This window comes from Amycolatopsis sp. YIM 10 (assembly GCF_009429145.1).
In the GTDB taxonomy this organism is placed as follows: domain Bacteria; phylum Actinomycetota; class Actinomycetes; order Mycobacteriales; family Pseudonocardiaceae; genus Amycolatopsis.
The window spans coordinates 8,055,768-8,081,074 of sequence record NZ_CP045480.1; the positions used below are offsets into that span (position 1 = coordinate 8,055,768).

25 protein-coding genes are annotated in these 25,307 nt (G+C 70.7%); 17 read left to right on the forward strand and 8 right to left on the reverse strand.

The window, feature by feature from the left end:
* Window positions 1–96: 96 nt before the first annotated feature.
* From YIM_RS38125 to YIM_RS38135, 3 genes are read left to right on the forward strand one after another with little or no spacing between them, the layout of a single operon-like run.
* Window positions 97–2,115 carry an MMPL family transporter gene (locus YIM_RS38125; RefSeq protein ID WP_153034997.1) on the forward strand — a complete coding sequence of 673 codons (2,019 nt, stop codon included), beginning with the start codon at window positions 97–99 and terminating at the stop codon, window positions 2,113–2,115.
* Window positions 2,112–3,248: a sensor histidine kinase gene (locus YIM_RS38130; protein WP_153034998.1), complete on the forward strand. Its 1,137-nt coding sequence runs from the start codon at window positions 2,112–2,114 to the stop codon at window positions 3,246–3,248. The genes YIM_RS38125 and YIM_RS38130 overlap by 4 nt, the downstream gene beginning before the upstream one ends.
* Window positions 3,245–3,913, forward strand: coding sequence for a response regulator transcription factor (locus YIM_RS38135; protein WP_153034999.1), 669 nt, complete (start codon window positions 3,245–3,247; stop codon window positions 3,911–3,913). The genes YIM_RS38130 and YIM_RS38135 overlap by 4 nt, the downstream gene beginning before the upstream one ends.
* 176 nt (window positions 3,914–4,089) lie before the next feature.
* Here YIM_RS38135 and hemW read toward each other — a convergent pair whose 3' ends face one another.
* Window positions 4,090–5,301 (reverse strand): radical SAM family heme chaperone HemW, encoded by a 1,212-nt coding sequence (gene hemW, locus YIM_RS38140; RefSeq protein ID WP_194239886.1) that lies wholly within the window; start codon window positions 5,299–5,301, stop codon window positions 4,090–4,092.
* Window positions 5,302–5,405: 104 nt separating this feature from the next.
* Between hemW and YIM_RS50165 the strand changes: the two genes are divergently transcribed.
* The 9 genes from YIM_RS50165 (at window position 5,406) to YIM_RS38180 (ending at window position 12,679) form a co-directional block, all read left to right on the forward strand.
* On the forward strand, window positions 5,406–5,486 hold the full coding sequence (locus YIM_RS50165) for a putative leader peptide (RefSeq protein WP_370469041.1): 81 nt from the start codon (window positions 5,406–5,408) through the stop codon (window positions 5,484–5,486).
* 119 nt (window positions 5,487–5,605) lie between these two features.
* Complete coding sequence (locus tag YIM_RS38145; RefSeq protein ID WP_153035000.1) at window positions 5,606–7,294, forward strand: nitrite/sulfite reductase; 1,689 nt, start codon at window positions 5,606–5,608, stop codon at window positions 7,292–7,294.
* Entirely contained in the window at window positions 7,258–7,443 is a 186-nt protein-coding gene (locus YIM_RS49475; protein ID WP_153035001.1) for an Insertion element protein, read from the forward strand. Before YIM_RS38145 ends, YIM_RS49475 begins: the two co-directional genes overlap by 37 nt.
* Window positions 7,440–8,135 carry a phosphoadenylyl-sulfate reductase gene (locus YIM_RS38155; protein ID WP_153035002.1) on the forward strand — a complete coding sequence of 232 codons (696 nt, stop codon included), beginning with the start codon at window positions 7,440–7,442 and terminating at the stop codon, window positions 8,133–8,135. Before YIM_RS49475 ends, YIM_RS38155 begins: the two co-directional genes overlap by 4 nt.
* Before the next feature lie 11 nt (window positions 8,136–8,146).
* On the forward strand, window positions 8,147–9,067 hold the full coding sequence (cysD, locus tag YIM_RS38160; RefSeq protein ID WP_153035003.1) for a sulfate adenylyltransferase subunit CysD: 921 nt from the start codon (window positions 8,147–8,149) through the stop codon (window positions 9,065–9,067).
* The gene (locus YIM_RS38165) at window positions 9,067–10,329 is read left to right on the forward strand and encodes a sulfate adenylyltransferase subunit 1 (protein ID WP_153035004.1); all 1,263 of its coding nucleotides are present in this window, start codon (window positions 9,067–9,069) and stop codon (window positions 10,327–10,329) included. Before cysD ends, YIM_RS38165 begins: the two co-directional genes overlap by 1 nt.
* On the forward strand, window positions 10,326–11,057 hold the full coding sequence (locus YIM_RS38170) for a sirohydrochlorin chelatase (protein ID WP_153035005.1): 732 nt from the start codon (window positions 10,326–10,328) through the stop codon (window positions 11,055–11,057). The genes YIM_RS38165 and YIM_RS38170 overlap by 4 nt, the downstream gene beginning before the upstream one ends.
* A gap of 161 nt (window positions 11,058–11,218) precedes the next feature.
* On the forward strand, window positions 11,219–11,848 hold the full coding sequence (locus tag YIM_RS38175) for a cyclase (RefSeq protein ID WP_153035006.1): 630 nt from the start codon (window positions 11,219–11,221) through the stop codon (window positions 11,846–11,848).
* Between the two features lie 57 nt (window positions 11,849–11,905).
* On the forward strand, window positions 11,906–12,679 hold the full coding sequence (locus YIM_RS38180; protein ID WP_153035007.1) for an enoyl-CoA hydratase family protein: 774 nt from the start codon (window positions 11,906–11,908) through the stop codon (window positions 12,677–12,679).
* Window positions 12,680–12,715: 36 nt separating this feature from the next.
* Here the strand turns inward: YIM_RS38180 and YIM_RS38185 are convergent, their stop codons facing one another.
* From YIM_RS38185 to YIM_RS38195, 3 genes are read right to left on the reverse strand one after another with little or no spacing between them, the layout of a single operon-like run.
* On the reverse strand, window positions 12,716–13,090 hold the full coding sequence (locus YIM_RS38185) for a barstar family protein (protein ID WP_153035008.1): 375 nt from the start codon (window positions 13,088–13,090) through the stop codon (window positions 12,716–12,718).
* Window positions 13,087–13,494 (reverse strand): ribonuclease domain-containing protein, encoded by a 408-nt coding sequence (locus tag YIM_RS38190; protein ID WP_153035009.1) that lies wholly within the window; start codon window positions 13,492–13,494, stop codon window positions 13,087–13,089. Before YIM_RS38190 ends, YIM_RS38185 begins: the two co-directional genes overlap by 4 nt.
* 10 nt (window positions 13,495–13,504) lie before the next feature.
* Window positions 13,505–13,705, reverse strand: a complete 201-nt coding sequence (locus tag YIM_RS38195) for a hypothetical protein (protein WP_153035010.1) — start codon at window positions 13,703–13,705, stop codon at window positions 13,505–13,507.
* A gap of 56 nt (window positions 13,706–13,761) precedes the next feature.
* Between YIM_RS38195 and YIM_RS38200 the strand changes: the two genes are divergently transcribed.
* From YIM_RS38200 to YIM_RS38210, 3 genes are all read left to right on the forward strand, one after another.
* Window positions 13,762–14,727, forward strand: coding sequence for a zinc-binding dehydrogenase (locus YIM_RS38200; protein WP_153035011.1), 966 nt, complete (start codon window positions 13,762–13,764; stop codon window positions 14,725–14,727).
* 110 nt (window positions 14,728–14,837) lie between these two features.
* Window positions 14,838–15,845, forward strand: a complete 1,008-nt coding sequence (locus YIM_RS38205; protein ID WP_153035012.1) for an alpha/beta fold hydrolase — start codon at window positions 14,838–14,840, stop codon at window positions 15,843–15,845.
* Window positions 15,846–16,024: 179 nt separating this feature from the next.
* Complete coding sequence (locus YIM_RS38210) at window positions 16,025–17,467, forward strand: amino acid permease (protein ID WP_153035013.1); 1,443 nt, start codon at window positions 16,025–16,027, stop codon at window positions 17,465–17,467.
* 1 nt (window position 17,468) lies between these two features.
* On the opposite strand, the gene YIM_RS38215 is transcribed toward YIM_RS38210, so the two are convergent.
* On the reverse strand, window positions 17,469–18,533 hold the full coding sequence (locus YIM_RS38215) for a nitronate monooxygenase family protein (protein WP_153035014.1): 1,065 nt from the start codon (window positions 18,531–18,533) through the stop codon (window positions 17,469–17,471).
* Between the two features lie 58 nt (window positions 18,534–18,591).
* On the opposite strand from YIM_RS38215, the gene YIM_RS38220 reads away from it, so the two are divergent.
* Window positions 18,592–19,359: a GyrI-like domain-containing protein gene (locus tag YIM_RS38220; RefSeq protein WP_194239887.1), complete on the forward strand. Its 768-nt coding sequence runs from the start codon at window positions 18,592–18,594 to the stop codon at window positions 19,357–19,359.
* On the opposite strand, the gene YIM_RS38225 is transcribed toward YIM_RS38220, so the two are convergent.
* Window positions 19,340–20,188 (reverse strand): LLM class flavin-dependent oxidoreductase, encoded by an 849-nt coding sequence (locus YIM_RS38225; RefSeq protein WP_153035016.1) that lies wholly within the window; start codon window positions 20,186–20,188, stop codon window positions 19,340–19,342. The genes YIM_RS38220 and YIM_RS38225 overlap by 20 nt on opposite strands.
* A gap of 153 nt (window positions 20,189–20,341) precedes the next feature.
* Between YIM_RS38225 and YIM_RS38230 the strand changes: the two genes are divergently transcribed.
* On the forward strand, window positions 20,342–22,114 hold the full coding sequence (locus YIM_RS38230; RefSeq protein ID WP_228004283.1) for a family 20 glycosylhydrolase: 1,773 nt from the start codon (window positions 20,342–20,344) through the stop codon (window positions 22,112–22,114).
* A 33-nt stretch (window positions 22,115–22,147) separates the two neighbouring features.
* On the opposite strand, the gene YIM_RS38235 is transcribed toward YIM_RS38230, so the two are convergent.
* Together YIM_RS38235 and lepA are read right to left on the reverse strand one after the other, a co-directional pair.
* Window positions 22,148–23,365: an amidase gene (locus YIM_RS38235; protein ID WP_153035017.1), complete on the reverse strand. Its 1,218-nt coding sequence runs from the start codon at window positions 23,363–23,365 to the stop codon at window positions 22,148–22,150.
* 4 nt (window positions 23,366–23,369) lie between these two features.
* Window positions 23,370–25,217, reverse strand: coding sequence for a translation elongation factor 4 (lepA, locus tag YIM_RS38240; protein ID WP_153035018.1), 1,848 nt, complete (start codon window positions 25,215–25,217; stop codon window positions 23,370–23,372).
* Window positions 25,218–25,307 lie beyond the last annotated feature (90 nt).

A 25,307-nucleotide genomic window follows, 5' to 3' on the forward strand; every position in this document is an offset into this window, starting at 1 on the left:
ACCACGGGAGTACGCCGGCTGTCCACCCCGGCCGGACGCGCGTACCCCCGCCTGAACGGCACCGTTTCGCCCTGAACCGAGTGAAGGGGCGAAACGGTGCTGGAAAAAGCGGAACAGGCGCGCGGGTTCTTCGCGCTGCCCGCCGGCCGGACGGCCAAGCGGGTCATCATCGGGTTGTGGCTGCTGTTGCTCGCACTCGCGGTACCGGTGGGGCTGAACATCGGATCGGTGCAGAGCGACAATGCCCGCGACCGGCTGCCCGCCGACGCGGAGTCCACCAGGGTCACCGAACTCGTGGAACGGATCCCGGGCGGTGAAGGCGACCAGGTGCTGGTCGTGCAGCAACGCCGGGAGGGCATCACCGAGGCGGACCGGGCGTGGGCGACCGGGCGCCTGGACGCGCTGGGCGGCAGCGAGATGCCGCCGGTCACCTCCGACGACGGCCGGACTCTGCTGTACGCCGTCGAACGCGAAAATCCCGGCGAGAACGAGAAACGCACAGCCGCGTTCGTCGAGGAAGTCCGCCTGGCCGTGGCGCAGCCACCGACCGGGCTCACCGTGCAGGTGACCGGTCCCAGCGCGATCGGCGCCGACATCGACGCGGTGTTCGAAGGCATCGACGAAACGCTGATGATGGTGACCACGGCGGTCGTTGCGCTCCTGCTGATCGTGACCTACCGCAGCCCGTTCCTGTGGTTGCTGCCGCTCGCCGCGGTCGGCGCGTCGACGATGGTGGCCATGGCGGCGCTCTACGGGATCGCGTCGGCGGCCGGGATCACCGTGTCCACGCAGAGCTTCTCGATCATGGTCGTGCTCGTTTTCGGCGCCGGTACCGACTACGCGATGCTGCTGGTCGCCCGGTACCGCGAGGAACTGCGCCGCGAGCACGACGTGCACCGGGCGATGGGCGCGGCGCTGCGCGGCGCCGGTCCGGCGGTGCTCGCGTCGGCGGGCACGGTCACGCTCGGCCTGCTGTGCCTGCTGGCCGCGCGGATGAACGACCTGTCCGGGCTCGGCCTGGCCGGTGCCGTCGGCATCGCCTGCACGCTGCTCACCATGCTGACCCTGTTCCCGGCGTTGCTGGTGCTCACCGGCAGGCGGGTGTTCTGGCCCAAGGTGCCGCGCTACGGCGCTCCGGCCACGGCGAGCCGCGGGATCTGGGCCAGGGTGGCGAACCACGCGGTGACCAAGCCGGTGCGCACCGCCGCGGCGAGCGCCGCCGTGCTCGGTGTGTTCGCCCTCGGCCTCACCCAACTCGGCGGGAACCTCGGTGAGACCGGCCAGTTCACCGACACACCGGAATCGGTCACCGGGTACACCACGCTCGGCCAGGCGTTCCCCGAGCAGAGCGGCCGCCCGCTCACCGTGGTCACCGACAGCGCCAAGGCGAACGACGTAGCCGCGCGAGCCGCGGGCGTGCCGGGAGTCGCCGATGCCGAACCGGCGCAGCAGGGCGGCGGACTGACCGTGATCGAAGTCCGCCCGGCCGCGACCCCGGACAGCCAGGAGGAATTCGACACGGTGAGCCGGCTGCGAACGGCCGTCGGGCCGGACGCGCTCGTCGGCGGACCGGCGGCGGAGGAACTGGACACCCGCGAAGCCACCGCGTCGGACAACTGGCGCGTGCTGCCGCTGGTGCTCGCCGTGGTCCTGCTCGTGCTCGTCCTGCTGCTGCGCAAGGTGGTCGCCTCGCTCGTGGTGGTGGGCACGGTGCTGCTCTGCTTCGCCGCCGCGCTCGGCATCGGCGCGGTCGCCTTCGACCTGCTCTTCGGCTTCGCCGGAACGGCGGCGAACCTGCCCGCGCTGTGCTTCGTCTTCGGGGTCGCGCTTGGCGTGGACTATTCGATCTTCCTGGTGGCACGCATCCGCGACGACGCCCCGCGGCTGGGCACCAAGGAGGCCACGCGCCGGGCGGTGGCCTCGACCGGCGGCGTGATCGCGTCGGCGGGCCTGGTGCTCGCGGCCACCTTCGCGGTGCTGGCCTCGCTGCCGTTCGTGCCGATGGTCGAACTCGGGTTCGCGGTCGCCGCCGGGGTGCTGCTGCAGACGCTGATCGTGCAACCGCTGCTGGTCGCGCCCCTGCTGGTGGCGCTGCCGGGGAAGATGGAGCGGTGACGACGGAATCCGGGCGCCGCGTCGGTCCCGCCGACGCGGCGCTGACCGCCGCGCTGATCGCGGTCACCGTGCTGACCGCGTGGCTGCTGCCCGCGAACTGGTTCGAAGGCCGCCCGCTGGACGTTCTCGGCGCGCTCGCGCTGGTGGCGCAGGCGCTGCCGGTGCTCGTCCGCCGCCGCTGGCCGCTGCCCGCCCTGCTGGTGGGCTGCGCGGCGGCGGTGCCGTACCACGCGGTGGACTACCCGCACGAGATCGCGCTGCCGCCGGTGATGGTGTTGCTCTACGCCGCGGTGGTCACCGGCACCCGCAAGCGCACGATCGCCACGCTGGTGCCGATCTTCCTGGTCATCGCGCTGACCATCGGGCTCACCCAGGACGGCCCGCCCGGGGTGGAGATCGCCGCGCCGCTGGGCTGGCTGATCGTGGCGACCGTGTTCGGCGAGGCCGTCCGGCAGCACCGCCAGTACGTCGACGGCCTCCAAGAGCGCGCCGCGCGCGGGGTCGCCGAGGAACGGCTGCGGATCGCCCGCGACCTGCACGACGTGCTCGCGCACAACATCGTGGTGATCAACGCGCACGCCGGGGTGGCCGCGCACCTGCTGGACGAGGACCGCGACAACCCGGCCCTGGCGCGGATCGCGGCCCCGCTGCGGACCGTCGCCGAAGCCAGCAGCAAGGCACTCGCGGAACTCCGCACCACCCTGGATGTGTTGCGCGGCAACGAAACCGACTCGGACCGGCAGCCGACGCCCGGCCTGGACCGGCTGCCGGAACTCGCCGACGCGACCCGGTCCGCCGGGGTCGCCGTCGCCGTCGAAGAACACGGCGAACGCCGGGAACTGGGGCAGGCGGTGGAAATCACGCTGTACCGGATCACCCAGGAAGCGCTGACGAACGTGGTCAAGCACGCCGAGGCCGCACGGGCGACGGTCCGGCTCGACTACCGGGACGAGCGCGTGCGGCTGGAGATCACCGACGACGGTCGTGGCGGCAACGGCCGTCGCGGGAGCGGATACGGCATCATCGGCATGACCGAACGGGCCGCCGTGCTCGGCGGGCGGCTCACCGCCGGACCCGGCACCCACGGCGGCTTCACCGTCACCGCCGACCTGCCGGCCAAGGAGCGCCAGTGATCCGGGTCCTGCTGGCCGACGACCAGGCGCTGGTCCGCAGCGCGTTCGCCCTGCTGATCACGTCGGCCGGAGACATGGACGTGGTCGGCGAGGCCGCCGACGGCGCGCAGGCGGTGGCGATGGCGCGGTCCGAGCGGGCCGACGTGGTGGTGATGGACATCCGCATGCCCGGCACCGACGGCATCGCGGCCACCGCGCGGATCGCCGAGGATCCCGACCTGGCCGGGGTGCGGGTGCTGATCCTGACCACCTTCGAATCCGACGACAACGTGCTCGGCGCGCTGCGCGCGGGGGCCAGCGGATTCCTGGTCAAGGACGCCAAACCGGCCGCGCTGCTGGATGCCATCCGCACCGTCGCCGACGGGGACGCGCTGCTTTCGCCGGGCGCCACGCGGGCGCTCATCACCCGCGTGCTGGCCCACCCGGACCCGCCCGCCGACGCGCTGGAGGTGCTCACCGCCCGCGAACGGCAGGTGCTGACGCTGATCGGCCGCGGGCTGAGCAACGCCGAACTGGCCGAGGAACTGGTGATCAGCCCGCTGACCGCGAAGACCTACGTCAGCCGCCTGCTCACCAAGCTCGACGCGCGGGACCGGGCGCAGCTGGTGATCGCCGCCTACGAATCGGGCCTGGTCCAGCCGCGCCGCCAGGAGGCTGCGGAATAACGCCTCCTGGGCGAAGAACCGCAGTAGGGCGGTTCCTCGCCGACGAGGACCTGGCCGACGAACTGTCCGTGCTCATGGGCAGCGGTCTGCTCGGCGTCCTGCATGCCCGACCGGTGTGGCAACCGGCTCAACGTCGCGAGCCACCGGGCACGGCGCCGGGAACGGACCCCAGCCGCTTAGGGCACCAGCCGGCGCACGACCCCGTCGGCCAGCAGGCGGCCCTTGTCCGTGAGCACCGCCCGTCCCGTGTCCAATGCGGACTGGACCAGCAGCCCCTCCCGCGCCGCCGCGCGCGCTTCGCCCAGGCCATCGGCGTCCAGTGCGTCCAGCGGCAGGCCCTCGGCGAGCCGCAGCTCCAGCATCACCCGCTCGACGTGCCGCTCGGCGTCGGTGAGCACCTCCTGCCCGCCCGCGGGAACGTGCCCCGCCGCCAGCAGGTCCGCGTACTTCGCCGGGTGCTTCACGTTCCACCAGCGCACCCCGCCGACGTGGCTGTGCGCGCCCGGACCGGCGCCCCACCAGTCGCCGCCGCGCCAGTAGCCCAGGTTGTGGTGGCAGCGCGCGGCGTCCGAAGACGCCCAGTTCGACACCTCGTACCAGCGCAACCCGGCCGTGCCGAGCACCTCGTCGATCAGCTCGTAGTAGGCCGCGAGCACGTCGTCGTCCGGCATCGGCAGCTCGCCGCGACGCACCCGCCTGGCCAGCGCGGTGCCCTCCTCGACGATCAGCGCGTAGGCCGAGACGTGGTCCACCCCGGCGGTCAGCACCGCGTCGAGCGAAGCACGCAGATCCTCGACGCGCTCACCCGGCGTGCCGTAGATGAGGTCGAGGTTGACGTGCTCGAACCCGGCCGATCGGGCCTCGATCGCGGCCAGGATCGGCCGTCCCGGCGTGTGCACCCGGTCCAGCACCTTCAGCACGTGCCGCGCGGCGGACTGCATGCCCAGCGACACCCGGTTGTAACCCGCGTCACGGATGTCGGCGAAGAACGCGGGCGAGGTCGACTCCGGGTTGGACTCGGTGGTCACCTCGGCGCCCTTGGCCAGGCCGAACGACGAGCGCACGGCGTCCAGCACGGCGGCGAGGCCGTCCGCGCCGAGCAGCGAGGGCGTGCCACCGCCGACGAACACGGTGTCCACCGCGGGCGCCCGGCCCAGCATCGCCGCGGCCAGGTCCAGCTCGCGGCGCAGTCCGTCGAGCCAGCTGGTGGGAGAGGAGGACGTGCCGAGCTCGCCGGCGGTATAAGTGTTGAAGTCGCAGTAGCCGCAGCGCGTGGCGCAGAACGGCACGTGCACGTAGACCCCGAACGGCCGGGTGCCGAGGCCCGCCAGCGCGGATTCGGGGAGGGCCAGTTCGACGGGCGGCGTGGGATCGGTGAGCAGTTGCACGCCTCCACTATCCCAAATCCGCCGCCGTGACCAGGGCCGGTGACCTCGCTCCCACCATCCGGGCAACGCTCGACCACATTGTGGACGCGTGGCACCCTGGGACCGTGACTTACGCCGGTGTCCTCCTCGTGGCTCGCCGCCACGTCGACCTCCGTCGTGTCGCCAGCGCCCTCTGCCGTGCGTAATCCCGCTCCGCCCGCCTGACCAAGCCGTGTCGGCGCCGAGCCAAGCCGCGATCGCTCCCACCACGGGCAGAACCAGGGCGTTCACGGTGCGCAGGCGCCAGAACTATCCCGGAGGACCGATGGCCTCGCCTGCTCGCCCGAGCACGTCCCGCCCCGCACGCGCCAAGCAGCGGCGCGGGGAGGGGCAGTGGGCGCTCGGTTACCGCGAACCGCTCAACCCGAACGAGCGCTCCAAGAAGGACGACAACCCGCTCAACGTGCGGGCCCGGATCGAGAACATCTACGCGCACGGCGGCTTCGACTCGATCGACCCCGCCGACCTGCGCGGCCGGTTCCGCTGGTTCGGCCTCTACACCCAGCGCAAGCCGGGCATCGACGGCGGCCGCACGGCCACCCTGGAGCCCGAAGAGCTGGACGACCGCTACTTCATGCTGCGGGTCCGCCTCGACGGCGGCGCGCTGAACCTGGCGCAGCTGCGTGTGCTCGGCGAGATCTCGCAGCACTACGCGCGCGACACCGCCGACATCACCGACCGGCAGAACATCCAGTACCACTGGATCCAGGTCGAGGACATGCCGGCGATCTGGAAGAAGCTCGAGGACGCCGGGATGACCACGATGGAGGCCTGCGGCGACAGCCCGCGCGTCATCCTCGGTTCCCCGGTGGCCGGCATCGCCGCCGAGGAGATCATCGACGGCACGCCCGCGATCGAGGAGATCAAGCGCCGCTACATCGGCGACCCGCGTTACTCGAACCTGCCGCGCAAGTTCAAGACCGCGATCTCCGGCCAGCCCGACGTGGCGCACGAGATCCACGACGTGGCCTTCGTCGGGGTGAACCACCCCGAGCACGGCCCCGGCTTCGACCTGTGGGTCGGCGGCGGGCTGTCCACCAACCCGATGATCGGCCAGCGCCTCGGCGCCTGGGTGCCGCTCGACGAGGTGCCCGACGTCTGGGAGGGCGTGATCAGCGTCTTCCGCGACTACGGCTACCGCCGCCTGCGCTCGCGGGCGCGGATCAAGTTCCTGGTCAAGGACTGGGGCGCGGAGAAGTTCCGCCAGGTGCTGCAGGACGAGTACCTCGAGCGCGAGCTGGTCGACGGCCCGGCGCCCGAGGTGCCCGACCGCCCGATCGACCACGTCGGCGTGCACGAGCAGGTCGACGGCAAGCGCTACGTCGGCTTCGCGCCGATCGCCGGCCGGGTGTCCGGTACCACGCTGCTGGCCGCCGCCGACGCGGTCGAGCGGGCCGGGTCCGACCGCGTCCGGCTCACCCCGCAGCAGAAGCTCGTGGTGCTCGACGTGCCCGCGGACAAGGTCACCGAGCTGCAGGTTTCGCTGTCGAAGCTGGGCATGGACAGCGAGCCGTCGCCGTGGCGGCGTGGCGTGATGGCCTGCACCGGGCTGGAGTTCTGCAAGCTGGCCATCGTCGAGACCAAGGCCCGCGCCCACGACCTGGTCGGCGACCTGGAGAAGCGGCTGTCCGACATCGGCCTCGACGAACCGCTCAGCGTGCACCTCAACGGCTGCCCGAACTCGTGCGCCCGCATCCAGACCGCCGACATCGGGCTCAAGGGCCAGATCGTCACCGACAACGACGGCAACCAGGTCGAGGGCTTCCAGGTGCACCTCGGCGGCGGGCTGGGCCTGGACGCCGGATTCGGCCGGAAACTGCGCGGGCACAAGGTGACCAGCACCGAGCTGACCGATTACGTGGAACGCGTCGTGCGCAATTTCGCGGAAAAGCGCGAAACGGGCGAGCGGTTCGCGCAATGGGTGGCCCGCGCCGAGGAAAGCGATCTGCAGTGACCGAGCGCGCGACACCGTTCCACTGCCCCTACTGCGGTGACGAAGATCTCCGTCCGGAAGAGAACGGGGCCTGGCTCTGTTCGAGTTGCCGACGGGTCTTCTCGGTGAAGTTCCTCGGATTGTCCCTTCCGGAGGTGGCGAAGAAATGACCGCGACAGCCGATTACCGCACCCTCGCCGAACGCGCTTCGGCCGAATTGGCCGAGGCCACCGCCGAAGAAGCGCTGGACTGGACCGTGCGCACTTTCGGCGACGATTTCATCGTGGCGTCCAACATGCAGGACGCCGTGCTGATCGAACTGGCCACCAAGGCCAAGTCCGATGTGGACATCCTGTTCCTGGAAACCGGGTACCACTTCGCCGAGACCATCGGCACCAGGGACGCGGTCGAAGCGGTCTACCCGCACGTGCGGATCGTGAACGCCAGGGCCGAGCAGAGCGTGGCCGAGCAGGACGCCGAGTACGGCCCCCGCCTGCACGAGCGCGACCCCGGCCGGTGCTGCCACCTGCGCAAGGTGGTCCCGCTGCGCAACACGCTGGCGAAGTACTCGGCGTGGGTCACCGGCGTGCGCCGGGTGGACGCGCCGACCAGGGCGAACACCCCGATCGTCGGCTGGGACGAGCGCAACGGGCTGGTCAAGGTCAACCCGCTGGCGGCGTGGACCGACGAGCAGTTCAACGACTACATCCGCGACCACGGCATCCTGCAGAACCCACTGGTCGAGGCGGGTTACCCGTCGATCGGCTGCGCGCCGTGCACGGCGAAGGTCGCGCCCGGCGCCGACCCGCGCAGCGGCCGGTGGGCGGGCCAGGCCAAGACCGAGTGCGGCTTGCACGGCTGAAAGGGACCAAGGTGACGACGCTCGAGCCCGCTACCGACGCGGCACAGGACAACCTGGCCGCGCTGGAATCCGAAGCCATCCACATCTTCCGCGAGGTCGCCGGTGAGTTCGACCGGCCGGTGATCCTGTTCTCCGGCGGCAAGGACTCCACCCTGCTGCTGCACCTGGCGATCAAGGCGTTCTGGCCGGCCCCGGTGCCGTTCCCGCTGCTGCACGTGGACACCGGGCACAACTTCGACGAGGTCATCGCCTTCCGCGACGAGATCGTGCGGCGGCACGGGCTGCGGCTGATCGTGGCGAACGTGCAGGACTGGATCGACGACGGCAGGCTGGCCGAGCGCCCCGACGGCACCCGGAACCCGTTGCAGACCCAGCCGCTGCTGGACACCATCGCCGAGCACAAGTTCGACGCGGTCTTCGGCGGCGGGCGGCGCGACGAGGAACGCGCCCGCGCCAAGGAGCGGATCTTCAGCCTGCGCAACTCCTTCGGCCAGTGGGAGCCGCGACGGCAGCGCCCGGAGCTGTGGAACCTCTACAACGGCAGGCACCGCCCCGGTGAGCAGGTGCGCGTCTTCCCGCTGTCCAACTGGACCGAGGCCGACGTGTGGCACTACATCAACCGCGAGGGCGTGGAGCTGCCGTCGATCTACTTCGCGCACCAGCGCAAGGTCTACGAGCGCGACGGCATGCTGCTCACCGAGGGTCCGTGGGGTGGCCCGCGCGCCGGTGAGGACGTGCGCGAGCTGAGCGTGCGCTACCGGACCGTCGGCGACGGCTCCTGCACCGGCGCGATCGAATCCACCGCGTCCACTGTGGACGAGGTGATCGCCGAGGTGCTGGCCAGCAGGCTCACCGAGCGCGGCGCCACCAGGGCCGACGACCGGCTGTCCGAGGCGGCGATGGAAGACCGCAAGCGAGAGGGTTACTTCTGATGTCGAGTCTGCTGAGGCTGGCCACCGCGGGCAGCGTGGACGACGGGAAGTCCACGCTGGTCGGGCGCCTGCTCTACGACACCAAGTCGGTGCTGGCCGACCAGCTCGACGCGGTGACCAGGGCCAGCGTCGACCGCGGACTGTCCACTCCGGACCTCTCGCTGCTGGTGGACGGGCTGCGCTCCGAGCGCGAGCAGGGCATCACCATCGACGTGGCCTACCGCTACTTCGCCACGCCGCGGCGCAGCTTCGTGCTCGCCGACACCCCCGGCCACGTGCAGTACACCCGGAACACGGTGACCGGCGCGTCCACCGCGCAACTGGCCGTGCTGCTGGTCGACGCGCGCAACGGCGTGGTGGAGCAGACCCGCCGCCACGCCGCGGTGCTCGCCCTGCTCGGTGTGCCGCGCCTGGTGCTCGCGGTGAACAAGATCGACCTGGTGGACTACGACGAGGCCACCTTCGCGGTGATCGCCAACGAGTTCGCCTCGCACGCCACCTCGCTCGGGTACGCCGAAGGTGACGTGCTCTCGATCCCGGTTTCGGCGTTGCAGGGCGACAACGTGGCGGTCAAGTCCGAGCGCACCCCGTGGTACGCCGGGCCGACGCTGCTCGAGCACCTGGAAGAGGTGCCGGTGGCGCCGGACCCGCACGACGCGGCGTTCCGCTTCCCGGTGCAGTACGTGATCCGGCCGCGCACCCCGGAATTCCCCGACTACCGGGGTTACGCCGGGCAGATCGCGTCGGGCAGCGTGCGCCCCGGCGATGAGGTCGTGGTGCTGCCGCACGGGCTGCGCAGCCGTGTCGCGGCCATCGACACCGCGGACGGCAGGCTGGCGGAGGCGGGCTCCGGCACCTCGGTGACCCTGTTGCTGGAGGACGATCTGGACATCTCGCGGGGTGACCTGATCGCCGTCGCGGACCGGCCGCCGCGGGTGACCGACGAGCTGACCGCCGCGTTGTGCTGGCTGTCGAACAAGCCGCTTTCGCCCGGTGCCCGCGTGCTGGTCAAGCACGGCGCGCGGACCGTGCAGGCGTTGGTCGACGAGATCGGCTCGCGCTTCGACGAGCAGACTCTGACCACTGTGGACAGTCCGGAGACGTTGTCGCTCAACGACATCGGCACGGTCTCCCTGCGCCTGGCGGAGGATCTGCCGGTGGACGACTACGCCGAGAGCCCGCGCACCGGCGCGTTCCTGGTGATCGATCCGAAGGACGGCGACACGCTCGCCGCCGGGCTGATCGGCGAGCGGTTCGCGTGAGCCCGCTCGTTGTCGTCGCGCACGGCAGCCGGGACCCGCGGTCCGCGGCCACCGTGCGCGCCCTCGTCGAGCGGGTGCGTTCGCTGGCGCCGGCGCTGGACGTGCGGGTCGCCTTCCTGGACCTGTCCGATCCACCGGTGCCCGAGGTGCTGCTCCGGCTGCACCACGAAGGACATCGTGAGGTCGTGGTGGCGCCGCTGCTGCTGGGCAGCGCGTACCACGCGCGGGTCGACCTGCCCGCGCTCGTCGGCGAGGTGACCAGCCGGTTGCCGCGGCTGGACGTGCGGATCGCCGATGTGCTCGGGGTCGCGCCCGCGCTGGAGGCCGTGGCGCTGGACCGGCTGCGCGAGACCGGCGTCGATCTCGCCGACCCGGAGCTGGGCGTCGTGCTGGCCGCCGTCGGCTCCTCGAACGCGACCGCGAACGCCGCGGTCACCGGGCTGGCCGAGCGCTGGCACCAGCGGCACGGGCTGCTGGTCGCCCCGGCCTTCGCCAGCGCCACCAAGCCGGACGTGCCCGCCGCGCTGGCGAGGCTGCGCGCACACGGGGCACGACGGCTCGCCGTGGCGTCGTGGTTCCTCGCGCCGGGCCTCCTGCCGGACCGGATCGCCGGGCTCGCCGGCCCGGAGGTGCCGATGGCGGCGCCGCTCGGCACCGACCGGCGGGTGGCCGACCTGGTACTCACCCGGTACGCGGAAACGCGGTCTTCGCAGGTCATCCCGGCCTGATCGGCGCAGTTCGCTGCTCTTTCCGGCTGGTTCCGTTCCCAGTTCCGGTCACCACCCGCTTATGGGAACGGTGGCTTCTTGACGCGCTATTTAACTTGCCGGTAACTATCTAATCGCTGCGCAGCACCTCCCCGACCCCCACACCCCCAGAGGTGGAGACGATGAAGTCTGCCCTGCGCAAGACCCTGGCCACCGCCGCGCTGTCCGTCGTGCCGCTGTGCGCGATGGCCACCCCGGCCTCGGCGGCCGCCCACGACGTGGTCCTCGACTGCCAGGCCAACGCCCCGATCGTCGGCCCGCAGCAGGCCACGCTGAACCAGACCGCGGACGTGACCGCGCCGGCGACGGTGGCGCCCGGCGGCGCGCTGACCGTGGTGGTCGACCCGGCGCCGAACGAGGTGCCCGCCGACGTCAGCGGCTACAAGATCAAGCACATCAAGAACTTCGCGCTGAAGATCCCGATCCCGGCCAACTCCACCTTCGTCGACGCTTCGCTGTCCGGCGGCTCCGGGCTGGGCTCGACCCCGCCCAAGCTCGAAGTGGCGAACGGTGTGGGCACGCTCAGCTTCCCCGGCCCGCTCAACGGGGGTGCCGCGTTCGAGCTGCCCACGGTGACGGTGAACCTGACCGCGGGTCAGTCGGGCACGATCGAGACCAAGCTCGGCGGCACGAGTTACGCGGACCCGGGCCTGACCTTCGACACGGTGGTCACGCAGATCATCGACATCACCGCGCCGACGGCCTGCTTCCCCAACCCCAGCCCGGTGTTCACCACCACGGCGATCGGCTAGGTGTTTTCGTCGCCACGGCTGCCGGAAACTCCGGCAGCCGTGTGCGAAGGTGGGGCCATGGCTGAAGAACTGGTGCACTACGCGGTGGACGGCGGCACCGCCACGATCACCCTGGACTCCCCGCACAACCGCAACGCGCTCTCCGCCCAGCTGCGTTCCGAGCTGAGCGCGGGACTGACCAGGGCGCGCGAGGACGACGCGGTGCGGGTGATCGTGCTCGACCACACCGGACCGGTGTTCTGCGCGGGCATGGACCTCAAGGAAGCCAAGGGCGCCGGGGCGGGCGACCAGGGCGTGAACGAGTTCCCGCGCATTCTCGAGCAGTTGTGGACCAGCCCGAAGCCGGTGGTGGCGAAGCTGGCCGGCCCGGCCAGGGCGGGCGGCATCGGCATGGTGGCCGCCGCGGACATCGCGGTAGCGGTGAAGGAGGCCACCTTCGCCTTCAGCGAGGTGCGCATCGGCGTGGTGCCCGCGGTGATCTCGCTCACTGTGCTGCCGCGGCTCAACGCCCGCGCCGCGCATGAGCTTTTCCTCACCGGCGACAAGTTCGACGCCGAGCGCGCGGTGGCCATCGGACTGCTGAACTCCGCTGTGGACGCGTCCGATTTGGACGCCGAAGTTTCGCGGTACGTAAAGGCTCTCGCCCTCGGCGGCCCGCGCGCACTGGCGGCAACCAAGGAACTGCTCAGCCGCCCGCGCCCGGCCACCCCGGCCGACGGCTTCGCCGAAATGACCGAGCTGTCGACGGGCTTCTTCGCCAGCGAAGAGGGTCAGGAGGGCATCACCGCCTTCGCTCAGAAGCGGCCGCCATCCTGGGTGCCCACCACCTGACCCGCCGGGCGGGTGCGGACGGTTTCCTTGACCGGTTCAGGCGTCCGGCAGCTGCAGCGTCAGGTGCCGCGAGTCCGACCGCACCCCGCCCGGGGCCAGCGCCCGCTGCGCGTCCGAGAGCACGCTCCGGATGGCCAGGTAGGCCTTCGGATCCGCGGTCTTGAACGCCTCCGAACCCGCCCAGATCAGCACGTGCTCACCGGCGGGCAGCCACGACAGGTCGGTCAGGCAGTCGTAGAGGGCGTCGAGATTCCGGCCGAACCAGTCCGGGAAGTCCAGCGCGGCGGCGATCGCGTCCATCGCCGCGTCCTTGGTCACCGGCGCGGGGCCGGGCAGTACATGGGCGTAGGCACCACGGGCGCGAGCGCGCTCCGCCAGTGCTCGCGCATCCGGTTGTTCCACGGCGCTCACCTGCTCGGGTCCACGATGACGAACGAAGAGTAATGGTCCCCGGTGTAGTACAGCTCGCGCGCCGCGCCGGTGACCAGCCGCCGCGCGCCACGATCCTGGCTCCCCGGCGTTTTCACCGTGTACTCCCGGTAATAACCGGAGTCACGCACGGGCAGCCGCTTCTCGCGATTCTGGAATTCGGTCCCGTCGCTGCGGGGGTACGGGAACGGGCCGTTCGAGCCGATCAGCTTCCACGTCTCGCCCGCCTCGGGCGGCAGCGACGAAAGCGACTCCACCCGCAGACCGGACTCGCTGCCCGGCACCGGGCCCTGGTCGTCCGCGACGAGGTCCTTGACCAGCCAGCCGCCGACCACGAGCACGATCAGGCCGATCAACGCGGCGGTGATCCGCCTCCGGTTGAACATGCCCCGAAGACTACGACCGGCCCGCCTGGTCCTCGCGCCGGGCCGAGGACAACCAGCGGGACAGCCGGTCGACCGTGCGGTCGATCAGCCAGGCCAGTCCGGCGCACAACGGCAGCAGCACGGCCATGACCAGGATGAACTGCACCGGGAACCAGAGCTGCGCGAGCCACAGCTCCACCGAGTCCCACCAGTCCGACAAGCCATCCAGCACGTGTCGAACACTACTCCGAGATGGCTCACCGGTGTTCCCGCCGGTAGGTTCGGCCCATGTTCGCCGTATACGCCAAGGCCCCGAACCCGGAAAACCCGCTGGACTCGCTGGTGGTCGGCGAGCGCCCCGAGCCCGAGGTGCCCGAAGGCTGGGTGCGGGTCGCGGTGAAGGCCGCGAGCCTGAACATGCACGACCTGTGGACCCTGCGCGGCGTGGGCATCAAGCCGGAGCAGTTCCCGATGATCCTCGGCTGCGACGGCGCCGGTGTGCTCGACGACGGCACCGAGGTGGTCCTGCACTCGGTGGTCAACGCCCCCGGGTGGCAGGGCGACGACACGCTCGACCCGAAGCGCACCCTGCTCACCGAGAAGCACCAGGGCACCTTCGCCGACTACGTCATCGTGCCCGCGCGCAACACCGTGCCGAAGCCGAAGGAGCTGTCCTTCACCGAGGCCGCCACGATGGGCACCGCCTGGCTGACCGCGTATCGCATGCTCTTCGTCAAGTCCGGCCTGCGCCCCGGCCAGACCATGCTGGTGCAGGGCGCCTCCGGCGGCGTGTCCACCGCGCTGGTCCAGCTCGGCCGGGCGGCCGGGTTCCGCGTGTGGGTCACCGGCCGCACCGAGGAGAAGCGCGCACTGGCCGAGCAGCTCGGCGCGCACCAGTCCTTCGAATCCGGAGCGCGACTGCCGGAGCGGGTCGACGCGGTGTTCGAGACCGTCGGCAAGGCCACCTGGTCACACTCGGTGAAGTCCCTGAAGCCCGGCGGCATCATCGTGGTCTCCGGTTCGACCAGTGGCCCGGACGCGCACGCGGAACTGCAGCGGGTGTTCTTCCTGCAACTGCGGATCGCCGGTTCGACCATGGGCACCCGCGACGAACTCACGGATCTGCTCGAATACGTGCGGCTTTCCGGTATCCGGCCGCAGATCGGCGCGGAACTCCCGGTCGCGGACGCGGCCGCGGGCTTCCGGCAGATGCTCGACGGGGAAACCGCCGGGAAGACCGTCTTCGTCGCCTGATCGGCCCAGTGGTCGAGACCAGCCGGCCAGTGGTAGGGGAACCCCTGACATCGGACTGTAATCGCAGCAAAGCGAGCGAAAACCCCGATCCAGTGCTTACCCTGGAATACATGACCGCACAGCAGCGGGAGGCACCACCGACGGTGCTGGACGATTCGGGGATCCGGGTCGCCCACCGCCGCTATGCCGGTGCCCGCACGCGTGTGCTGGAGGTCGGTCCCCAGCCCGATGCCGACACGCCGCGACGCCGTTCGGCCAGGCGGTCCGCCCGGCCGGCCACGCCGAGGCTGGTGCTGCTGCACGGCTACTGCGACAGCGCCGACACCTGGCGCCCGGTACTGGAAGAGCTTGCGGCCGCGGGACATTCCGCGGTCGCGGTGGATCTGCCGGGTTTCGGCGAGGCCGACGCGCTGCGCCCCGGCGCGATGCTGCCGCAGCTGGACACCTTTCTCGCCGCGCTGATCAAGGAGCAGTCGGTGCTCGGGCCGGTCGTGCTGGCCGGGAACTCGCTCGGCGGCACGATCAGCCTGCGGGCCGCGCAGAGCACCCGCCTGCCGGTGACCGGCGTGGTGTCCATCGCCGCGCCCGGTTTTGTGGACTCGTGGCTGATCCGCACGGTGGCCAGGTTCCCGGTGCCGCTGCGCCTGTACTCCTCGCTCCCGTTGCCGGTACCCGGTTTTGTCGTCCGCGCGATCGCCGAGCAGGTGGTCCCGCGGCTGCTCTACGCCGACTCCGCCCTGGCCGACACCACGCAGGTCCGCCGCTTCACCGAGCTGTTCCCCGACTACCGGGCCACCACCGGCCGCCTCGAGCAGGCCAGGCAGCTGGTGGAGGAACTGACCACCGCCTATCAGCTCGACACCGTGCGCGCCCCGCTGCTGGTGGTCGCCTGCGGCAAGGACAAGCTGGTCAGCGCCGCGTCGGGCAAGCAGCTGCACAGCCTGGTGCCGCACAGCAGGCTGCTGGTGCGCGACGACTGGGGCCACTGCCCGCAGCTGGACGACCCGCCCGCCATCGCGGAGCTGATCACCTACTTCGCCGCGAGCGCTGCGCACGGCAAGCAGCGCCGGGTGGCCGGGTCCGTCGCGTCCGAAGTCGACACCGAGGCATCGGCCTGAGCGCCAGGCCCGCGCCGGTGAAACTCGAATCCGACGTACCGGACAACGCCCGGCGCAACTGAATCGAGTCGTCTGACCAGACTCGCCGCGCGATGCTGCCCAGCGCCCGCCCAGCGGGTACGGTGCCGCTTGGCCCGTGATCCGGGCCAGGAGCGCAAGCACGAGCACGGGAGCGGACCATGACCGTCGGCCAGAGCGGTTCCGGCAACGGAATCTTCCGGCGCAAGCCCATCGACCAGATCGAACCGGTGGCCGAGAGCGAGGGACTGCAGCGCACTCTCGGCCTGCGTCAGCTGACCGCGATCGGGGTCGGCGGCATCATCGGCGCCGGCATCTTCTCACTGGCCGGCGCGGTGGCGAACGAGACAGCGGGCCCGGCCGTGCTGATCTCCTTCCTGATCGCCGGCATCGCCAGCGCGGCCGCGGCGTTCTCCTACGCCGAGTTCGCCGGGCTGATCCCGCGGGCGGGCTCGGCCTACACCTACGGTTACGCGGTGCTCGGCGAGATCACCGGCTGGTTCATCGGCTGGGACCTGCTGCTGGAGTACACCGCGATCGTGGCGGTGGTGGCGATCGGCATCAGCGGTTACTTCAACGACCTGCTGGGCTTCCTGAACATCTCGCTGCCGGAGTGGATGCTCGGCGCGCCGGGCACCGAACCGGACGGTGTCGCGTCCGGCACCTACAAGGTCAACCTGTTCGCCGTGCTGCTGTGCCTGCTGATCGCGTTCATCCTCAACCAGGGCATGAAGAACGCGGCCCGGTTCGAGACGCTGCTGGTCTACCTCAAGGTCGGCGTGGTGCTGCTGGTGATCGTGGTCGGCGCGTTCCACATCAACACCGACAACTACAACCCGTTCGCCCCGTTCGGCTGGGCTGGCGCGTTCACCGGTGCGGCGACGGTGTTCTTCGCGGTGTTCGGCTACGACGCCATGTCCACCGCGGCCGAGGAGTCGAAGGACTCCCAGAAGCACATGCCGAAGGCGATCATCTACTCGCTGGCCATCTCGATGGTGCTCTACGTATTGGCGTGCCTGGTGCTGACCGGGATGGTGAACTTCAAGGACATCGACAGCGAGGCCGCGTTCTCCAGCGCCTTCGCCGGGATCGGGATGAAGTGGCTGGGCGCGATCATCGCCGCGGGCGCCATTCTCGGCATCCTGACCGTGTTGTTCACCTTCATGATGGGCGCGGCGCGCGTCGGCTTCTCGATGAGCCGCGACGGCCTGCTGCCGAAGTGGTTCGCCAAGACGCACCCGGTGAAGAAGGTGCCGAGCCGGATCACCTGGGTGCTGGGCGCGGCTTCGGCGCTGATCGCCGGGTTCCTGCCGATCGCCGAGGCGGCCGAGCTGACCAACATCGGCATCCTGCTGGCCTTCGTGGTGGTCTGCATCGCGGTGGTCGTGCTGCGGTACAAGCGCCCCGACCTGCCGCGCGGCTTCAAGACCCCGGGCATGCCGGTGGTGCCGATCATCGGCGTGGTCTTCTCGATCTGGCTGATCACCTTCCTGCAGCCGGAAACCTGGCTGCGCTTCGCCATGTGGTTCGCCATCGGCCTGGTGATCTACTTCGCCTACAGCCGGCGCAACTCGGTGCTGGGCAAGGAGAACGCGGAGAAGTAGGTCAGTCCTTCCTGCGGAACATCCACCGCTGCGCCTTTCCGGCGGCGTCCCGGAGTTCGTCGTCCAGGGTTTCGACGATCTCGGCGGCCGGGGCGGACCTGCTCAGCGAGTAGGTCTGCCCCGCCCACAGCGAAAGCGCCTCGGGGTCACCGGCCTTGGCCGCCGCCGCGCGGATCGGCTTGGTCAGGCCGTTCACCTCCGGATAGGCGGCCGGGGCCGGGCCGGAATGCTCCAGCAGGAACCGGTTGACCAGCCCGCGCGCGGGCCGTCCGCTGAACGCGCGGGTGAACGCGGTCCGGCGGCCGCCTTCGGCCAGCGCCTGCCGGTAGGTCTGGTTGGTGCCGGCTTCGTCGGCCCGCAGGAAGGCCGTGCCGAGCTGGGCGGCCACCGCGCCCGCGGTGAGCACGGCGGCGACGTCCGCGCCGTGCACCAGGCCGCCGGTGGCGATCAGCGGCAGGTCCACTTCGGCCGCCACGAGCCGTAGCGCGGCGAGCAGGCCGTAGGTCTCGCCACCCGCGGCCTCGGTTTCCTCGTCGGTGAACAAACCGCGATGCGCCCCGGCTTCGAAACCCTGGACGCACAAGGCATCCGCGCCGACTTCGGCGGCCAGCCGGGCCTCGGCGGGATTGGTCACCGTGACCACCACACGGCTGCCCGCGGCGTGCAACCGCTCGACGTCTTTTGCCGACGGCCTGCCGAAGGTGAACGAAACCAGCGGGATCCGCTGTGCAACCACCAGGTCCAGCTTGGCCGGGTAGTGGTCGTCGTTCCAGTCCGGCACGCCCGGCTCGACGCCGTAGCGCTGGGCTTCGGCGAGCAGGCGCAGCTGGTAGTTCGCGAGATCGTGGCCACCGCGCTCACCCGGCACGAACAGGTTGACGCCGAACGGCTTGCCGGTCAGCTCCCTGGTGCGTGCGATCTGCTCGCCCAGCGCCTCCGCGGTCAGGTAACCACCGGCGAGGAACCCGGACGCCCCGGCCCGGTTCGCGGCGGCGACGAGTTCCGGCGTCGACGGCCCACCCGCCATCGGCGCGACCAGCACGGGCACTCGGAGTTCGGTGATCATGCGCTCGAGCGTACCCAGCACGGCGGTCACCTTCAGCGTTGTGTGGGAGGGTCCACGGGTGGCACTCATCCCGATCGACCGGTTCGCCCGGCGCTGCCGCCTCAGTGAGCACCGGCTGCGGCGCTACGAAGACCTCGACCTGCTCACCCCGCCGGAGGCCGGGCCGTGCTACCGGCCGGAACAGGCGCGGGACGCCTTGGTCATCACCCTGCTGCAGCGGCTGGACGTGCCGTTGCCGGACATCGCGAAGGTGCTCGACGGAGATCTCGCCGGGCCGTTGCTCGCCCTGCGCGAGCGGCTCGAAAACGAGGTGCGGCCCCAGCAGATCCTGATGCGGTCGACCGAAAAGCTGCTCGCGCGCGGACTCCCCCGCCCGGAGATCACGCTGGACCGGGTACCCGAGCGACGGCTGCGGGTGGTCCGGGCGAGCGCCGATCCCGACAACCTCGGCGGGGCGTTCGCCGCTTGCGCGACACGGCTCGCCGCCGCCTTCGAACGTGAGGGGGTGCCGTGGCGTCCACCGCTGCTGGGGCTGTACCCGCTGGACCTGGCGGCTGAGCCGTTGTCGATCGCCGCCGCCATCGAGGCCGACGAGGAACCGCCGACCACCGAAGCGGCGTCGCTGCTCGCCGGGACGGAGGCCACGGTCGAGCACATCGGCCCGTACGAAGACCTTGTGCTGACCTACCACGCCTTGCTGACCTGGGTCCAGGACAACGGGTACGAGCCGTCGGGCCCGGTGGTGGAGACCTATCTGACCGATCCGGACAAAACCGCGCCGGAGGAACTGGTCACCAGGATCGGCGTCATCGTCCAGGAAGGCTGAGTCCGGCCAACGGGGAGAACAACGTCAACGCGAGTTCGTCGATGCCGGTGTCGGCATAGGCGGCCAGTGCCCGCCCGAGCGTGTCCGGGGTGGCGATCAGCGCGCGGTCGGCGAGTTCGGCGCCCGGCGCGAGCACCTCGGTCGTTTCCGGGGTGAAGCCGCGGAAAGCCGGTCGCACCAAGGAAAGTGCGTCTTCCACGCGGTCGGCGACGGCGGCCAGTGCGAACGCGGTGATCCGGAAGTCCCCTTGGCGCAAAGCTTTGACGCGGCGGACCGTCGATGCCAGGTAGTCGCGGGAAGCACCGGCGCTCAGTGAGACACCGTCCGCGCACCGGGCAGCCGTCTCCAGCATCCGGGGGCGCACGGCGAGCAGGTCGACCGGCGCGCGGACCGGGCCGTGCGCGAGCCGGAACCCGTCGAACCGGTGTCCCGCATGGGTTCCGGTCAGTCGCTCGCCGTTCAGCAGTGCCCGCAACGCGGTGACGAACTCCCCCATCACGCGGGCCCCGCCGCGGTGGTCCCCGCCCAGCCGCCCGATCAGTTTCGGCTCACCGAGGCCGACCTGGGCTCGAACCCGGCCGGGCCCGAGCCGCGCGAGCGAAGCCAGTTCCATCGCCAGTACCCCGGGATGCCGACCGGCCGGACCGGGGCCGACCACTCCGACGTCGATCCGCTCGGTGCGGGCGAGACCCGCCGCCGCGGGCACCACACTGTCGCCGAAGCCGGCGTGCTCGGCCAGCCACACCCCGTCGAACCCGGCGCTTTCCGCCGCCTCGACCGGTTCGGGGCCGACCGGGGTGAACCCGGTCAGGCACAGGCTCACTCGCATCGCGCCACCGGTGACTCCAGCATGACCAGGGACAACCGTATCGCCATATTGAACCAAGCCACACCCGTTCGGCGGTAACACCAGCCCGATTTACCCCGTATTGGTCTAGACCTCTATCCCGATCCGGTGGGAGAATCCGAGTACAGGAGGCCCATGGTGAAAACCGGTGGAAGATCCCGCGTGCGGATGCGGCTGGCCCGGGCGCTCGCCGCACTGACCATCGCCGGCGGCTCGTTCGCCGCGCTGCAGCCCGCCGCCGCCAGCCCGGCCCCGGCCGCCGAGCCGCTGACCAGCCTGGTGCCGGTCCCGGTTTCGGTGCAGCCCGCCGCCGGGGTGACCCACACGCTGGCGGAGAGCACCAAGATCTACGCCGCCTCGGCTTCGGTCGGCGACTACCTGGCCGGCGTGCTGCGCCGGTCGACCGGCTACGCGCTGCCGGTGCAGACCGCACCGGCCACCCCGCCCGCCGACGGCATCTCGCTGCTGCTGTCCGGCGCGCCGGGCAGCGTCGGTGACCAGGGTTACCAGCTGACCGTGTCGGCGCAGAACGTGGTGCTGCGGGCGAACACCGCGGCCGGCCTGTTCAGCGGGGTGCAGACGCTGCGCCAGCTGTTCCCGGCCGCGATCGAGAGCCCGACCGTGCAGTCCGGCCCGTGGACCCTGCCCGGCGCCACCATCACCGACCACCCGCGCTTCGCCTACCGCAGCGCGATGCTGGACGTGGCCAGGCACTTCCACCCGGTCGACGCGGTGAAGAAGTACATCGACCAGCTGGCCCTGTACAAGATCAACTACTTCCACCTGCACCTGGCCGACGACCAGGGCTGGCGGATCATGATCGACAGCTGGCCGAAGCTGGCCACCTACGGCGGCAGCACGCAGGTCGGCGGCGGCCCCGGCGGGTACTACACAAAGGCGCAGTACAGCGAGATCGTCGCGTACGCGGCTTCGCGGCACATCACCGTGGTCCCCGAGATCGACATGCCCGGCCACACCAACGCGGCACTGGCCTCCTACGCCGAACTGAACTGCAACGGTGTCGCGCCGCCGCTGCGGACCGACATCGAGGTCGGCTACAGCTCGCTGTGCATCTCGAAGGACATCACCTACCAGTTCGTGGCCGACGTGATCCGCGAGATCTCCGCGCTGACCCCCGGCCCGTACTTCCACATCGGCGGCGACGAGGCGCACGCGACCTCGGACGCGGACTACCAGACCTTCATGACGAAGGTGCTGCCGCTGGTGGCGCAGAACGGCAAGACCGTGCAGGGCTGGCACGACATCGCGAAGGTGCAGCTGCCGGGTACCGCGGTCCCGCAGTTCTGGGGCACCACCACCGCCGACCAGGGCGTGGTGAACGCGGTGGCGCGGGGCAGCAAGGTGCTGATGTCCCCGGCGAACAAGGCCTACCTGGACATGAAGTACAACTCGTCCACCCCGCTCGGGCTGAGCTGGGCCGGGTTCATCGAGGTGCAGACGGCCTACGAATGGAACCCCGGCGCCTACCTCAACGGCGTGCCCGAATCGGCGGTGCTGGGCGTGGAGTCTCCACTGTGGACGGAGACGATCGTGACCAGCGCGCACATCGAGTACATGGCGTTTCCGCGGCTGGCCGCGCACGCCGAACTCGGCTGGTCGCCGTGGTCCACGCACAATTGGAACCAGTTCCGCACCCGGCTCGGCGCCCATGGCCCGCGCTGGACGGCGGCGGGCATCAACTTCTACAAGTCCTCGCAGATCCCGTGGGACACCGGCGGCAATCCGGGCGTGTGCAGCCAGCCCGCCTGGAACTCGGCAACGGTGTACACCGGCGGGAACGTGGTGTCGCACAACGGCACCAAGTGGACCGCGAAGTGGTGGACGCAGGGCGAGGAGCCCGGCACCACCGGCGAATGGGGCGTCTGGCGCGACGACGGCCCCTGCTGATCCCGTGACGCTCTGGTGCCGTGAAGATGGCTTTCACGGCACCAGGGCGTTCTCCACCCACTCGGCCACTCCGAACACCCGGGCATCATCGGTCCCGAGAACCTGCATCCCGGCGGGCAGTCCACCCCGCACCGGCATCGGCAGGCTCAGTGCCGGGAATCCGGTCAGGTTCGCCAGGCGGTTGTAGCGCAGCAACGGTTCGCGCACGGACTCGTCACCGATGGGCGTGGCCCGCATCGGCACCGCAGGCAGCACCACACCGTCCATTTCGGACAGAACCCGCTCGACAGCGTCGGTGAGCGGCCGCACCCGTTCCCGCGCCAGGACGTAACGCCATCCCGGCACCTCCGCGGCCGCCCGCAACCGGTCCCGCACATCCGGTTGGTACCGCTCGGAAAGCAACTCCGCGTGCACCGCGGCGGCCTCCGGGCCCTGCAGGTCCACCGCGGTCCGGTTGATCTCGTCCCAGTCGAAGTCGACCCGCGTCAACCGCGCGCCCGCCGCCTCCAGCACCCCGAGGCACTCGTCGAAAGCCGCCGTCACCGCGGGCGAAGCGTCCACCTCGACCACCCCGAGGCGCGGCGATCCGGTCAAGGCGGGCAACGAAACCCGCCCCAGCACTTCGACGGCATACCGCGCGTCGGCCACCGAACCGGTGAACACGCCCACGTGATCCAGCGACCGCGAAAGCGGGAACACCCCGTCCGCGGGCAGCAGACCGCGACTCGGCTTCGCCCCCACCACACCGCACAACGAGGCCGGGACCCGCACCGAGCCCGCCGTGTCCGTGCCCAGCGCCAACCCGGCGATTCCAGCCGCGACCGCCGCCGCCGAGCCGGAACTCGAACCGCCCGCGATGCGCGAAGGATCGTGAGGATTCCGGCACGGTCCCGCCCGGTTGGCCGTACCCGTGCAGCCGTAGGCGAATTCGTGGCTGTGCGTCAGCCCGAAGACCACCCCGCCCGCCGCCCTGACCCTGGCCACGATCTCCGCGTCCGCGGCCCCGATCCGGTCGGCGAACACCTCGGAGCCGCACCGGAACGGCAGCCCGCCGACCTCGATGATCTCCTTGACCAGCACCGGAATCCCGGCGAGCGGGCCGTCGGCACGAGCGGTGGCCGAACGGTCCACGTGCACGACCGCGTTCAGCGAAGCCCGTGCCTCCGCCCGCGCCAGCGCACCTTCGAGCAGTTCGACCGGGTCCACCTCGCCGTCGCGCACCGAGCGCGCCAGCGCCTCCAGGCCGGGCACGGCCCTACTTCTTGCCCTTGCCCTTGTCCGAAGCGTCCTCAGTGGACAGTGCGGCGACGAAGGCCTCCTGCGGGACCTCCACCCGGCCGACCGTCTTCATCCGCTTCTTGCCTTCCTTCTGCTTCTCCAGCAGCTTCCGCTTCCGCGAGATGTCCCCGCCGTAGCACTTGGCCAGCACGTCCTTGCGGATGGCGCGAATGGTCTCGCGGGCGATGATCCGCGAGCCGATGGCCGCCTGGATCGGCACCTCGAACTGCTGGCGCGGGATCAGCTCGCGCAGTCGCGTGGCCATCCGGTTGCCGTAGGAGTACGCGGCGTCCTTGTGCACGATCGCGGAGAACGCGTCGACCGTCTCGCCCTGCAGCATGATGTCGACCTTGACCAGCTCGGAGGCCTGCTCCCCGGCCTCCTCGTAGTCGAGCGAGGCGTAGCCGCGGGTGCGCGACTTCAGCGAGTCGAAGAAGTCGAAGATGATCTCCGCCAGCGGCAAGTTGTACCGCAGCTCCACCCGTTCCTCGGACAGGTAGTCCATGCCAAGCAGCTGCCCGCGCTTGCTCTGGCACAGCTCCATGATCGCGCCGATGAACTCCGACGGCGCGATCACCGTGACCTTGCTCAGCGGCTCGTGCACCTCGGCGATCTTCATCCCGGTCGGCCAGTCCGACGGATTGGTCACCGTCACCTCGCTGCCGTCGTCGAGATAGACCTGGTAGACCACGTTCGGCGCGGTGGAGATCAGGTCGAGGCCGAACTCGCGCTCCAGCCGGTCGCGGGTGATCTCCAGGTGCAGCAGGCCGAGGAAGCCGCAGCGGAAGCCGAAGCCCAGCGCCACCGAGGTCTCCGGCACGTAGGTCAGCGCGGCGTCGTTGAGCTGGAGCTTCTCCAGCGCCTCGCGCAGCACCGGGTAGTCCGAACCGTCCACCGGGTACAGCCCGGAGTAGACCATCGGCTTCGGCTCGCGGTACCCGGCCAGCGGCTCCTCGGCGCCCTTGCGCTCCGAGGTCACGGTGTCCCCGACCTTGGACTGGCGGACGTCCTTCACGCCGGTGATCAGGTAGCCCACCTCACCGACCCCGAGTCCGGCGCTGGCCTTCGGCTCCGGCGAGATGATGCCGACCTCGAGCAGTTCGTGGGTGGCGCCGGTGGACATCATCTTGATCCGCTGGCGCGGGGTGATCTTGCCGTCGACCACGCGGATGTAGGTGACCACGCCGCGGTAGGTGTCGTAGACCGAGTCGAAGATCATCGCGCGCGGCGGGGCGTCGGCGGCACCGACCGGCGGCGGGACCTGCCGGACCGCCTCGTCGAGCAGCTCGGTCACGCCCTGCCCGGTCTTCGCCGAAACCCGCAGCACGTCCGACGGCTCGCAGCCGATGATGTGCGCCAGCTCGGCGGCGTACTTGTCCGGCTCGGCGGCGGGCAGGTCGATCTTGTTCAGCACCGGGATGATGTGGAGGTTCTTCTCCAGCGCCAGGTACAGGTTGGCCAGCGTCTGCGCCTCGATCCCCTGCGCGGCGTCGACCAGCAGGATCGCGCCCTCGCAGGCCTCCAGCGCGCGCGAGACCTCGTAGGTGAAGTCGACGTGGCCGGGGGTGTCGATCAGGTGCAGCACGTGGTCCTGCCCGTCGACCTTCCACGGCAGGCGCACGTTCTGCGCCTTGATGGTGATGCCGCGTTCCCGCTCGATGTCCATCCGGTCGAGGTACTGCGCGCGCATCGCCCGCTCCTCGACCACGCCGGTGAGCTGCAGCATCCGGTCGGCCAGGGTGGACTTCCCGTGGTCGATGTGCGCGATGATGCAGAAGTTGCGGATCAACTCCGGCGGCGTGAAGGTGGTGTCGGCGAACGTCACAGTGGCTGGTCCTCGGCGAAAGTCGGGATTCGGCACTCCTATCGTCCCATGAGGGGTCACCGACCCGGTTGACCAGTGCTCATCTCCGGG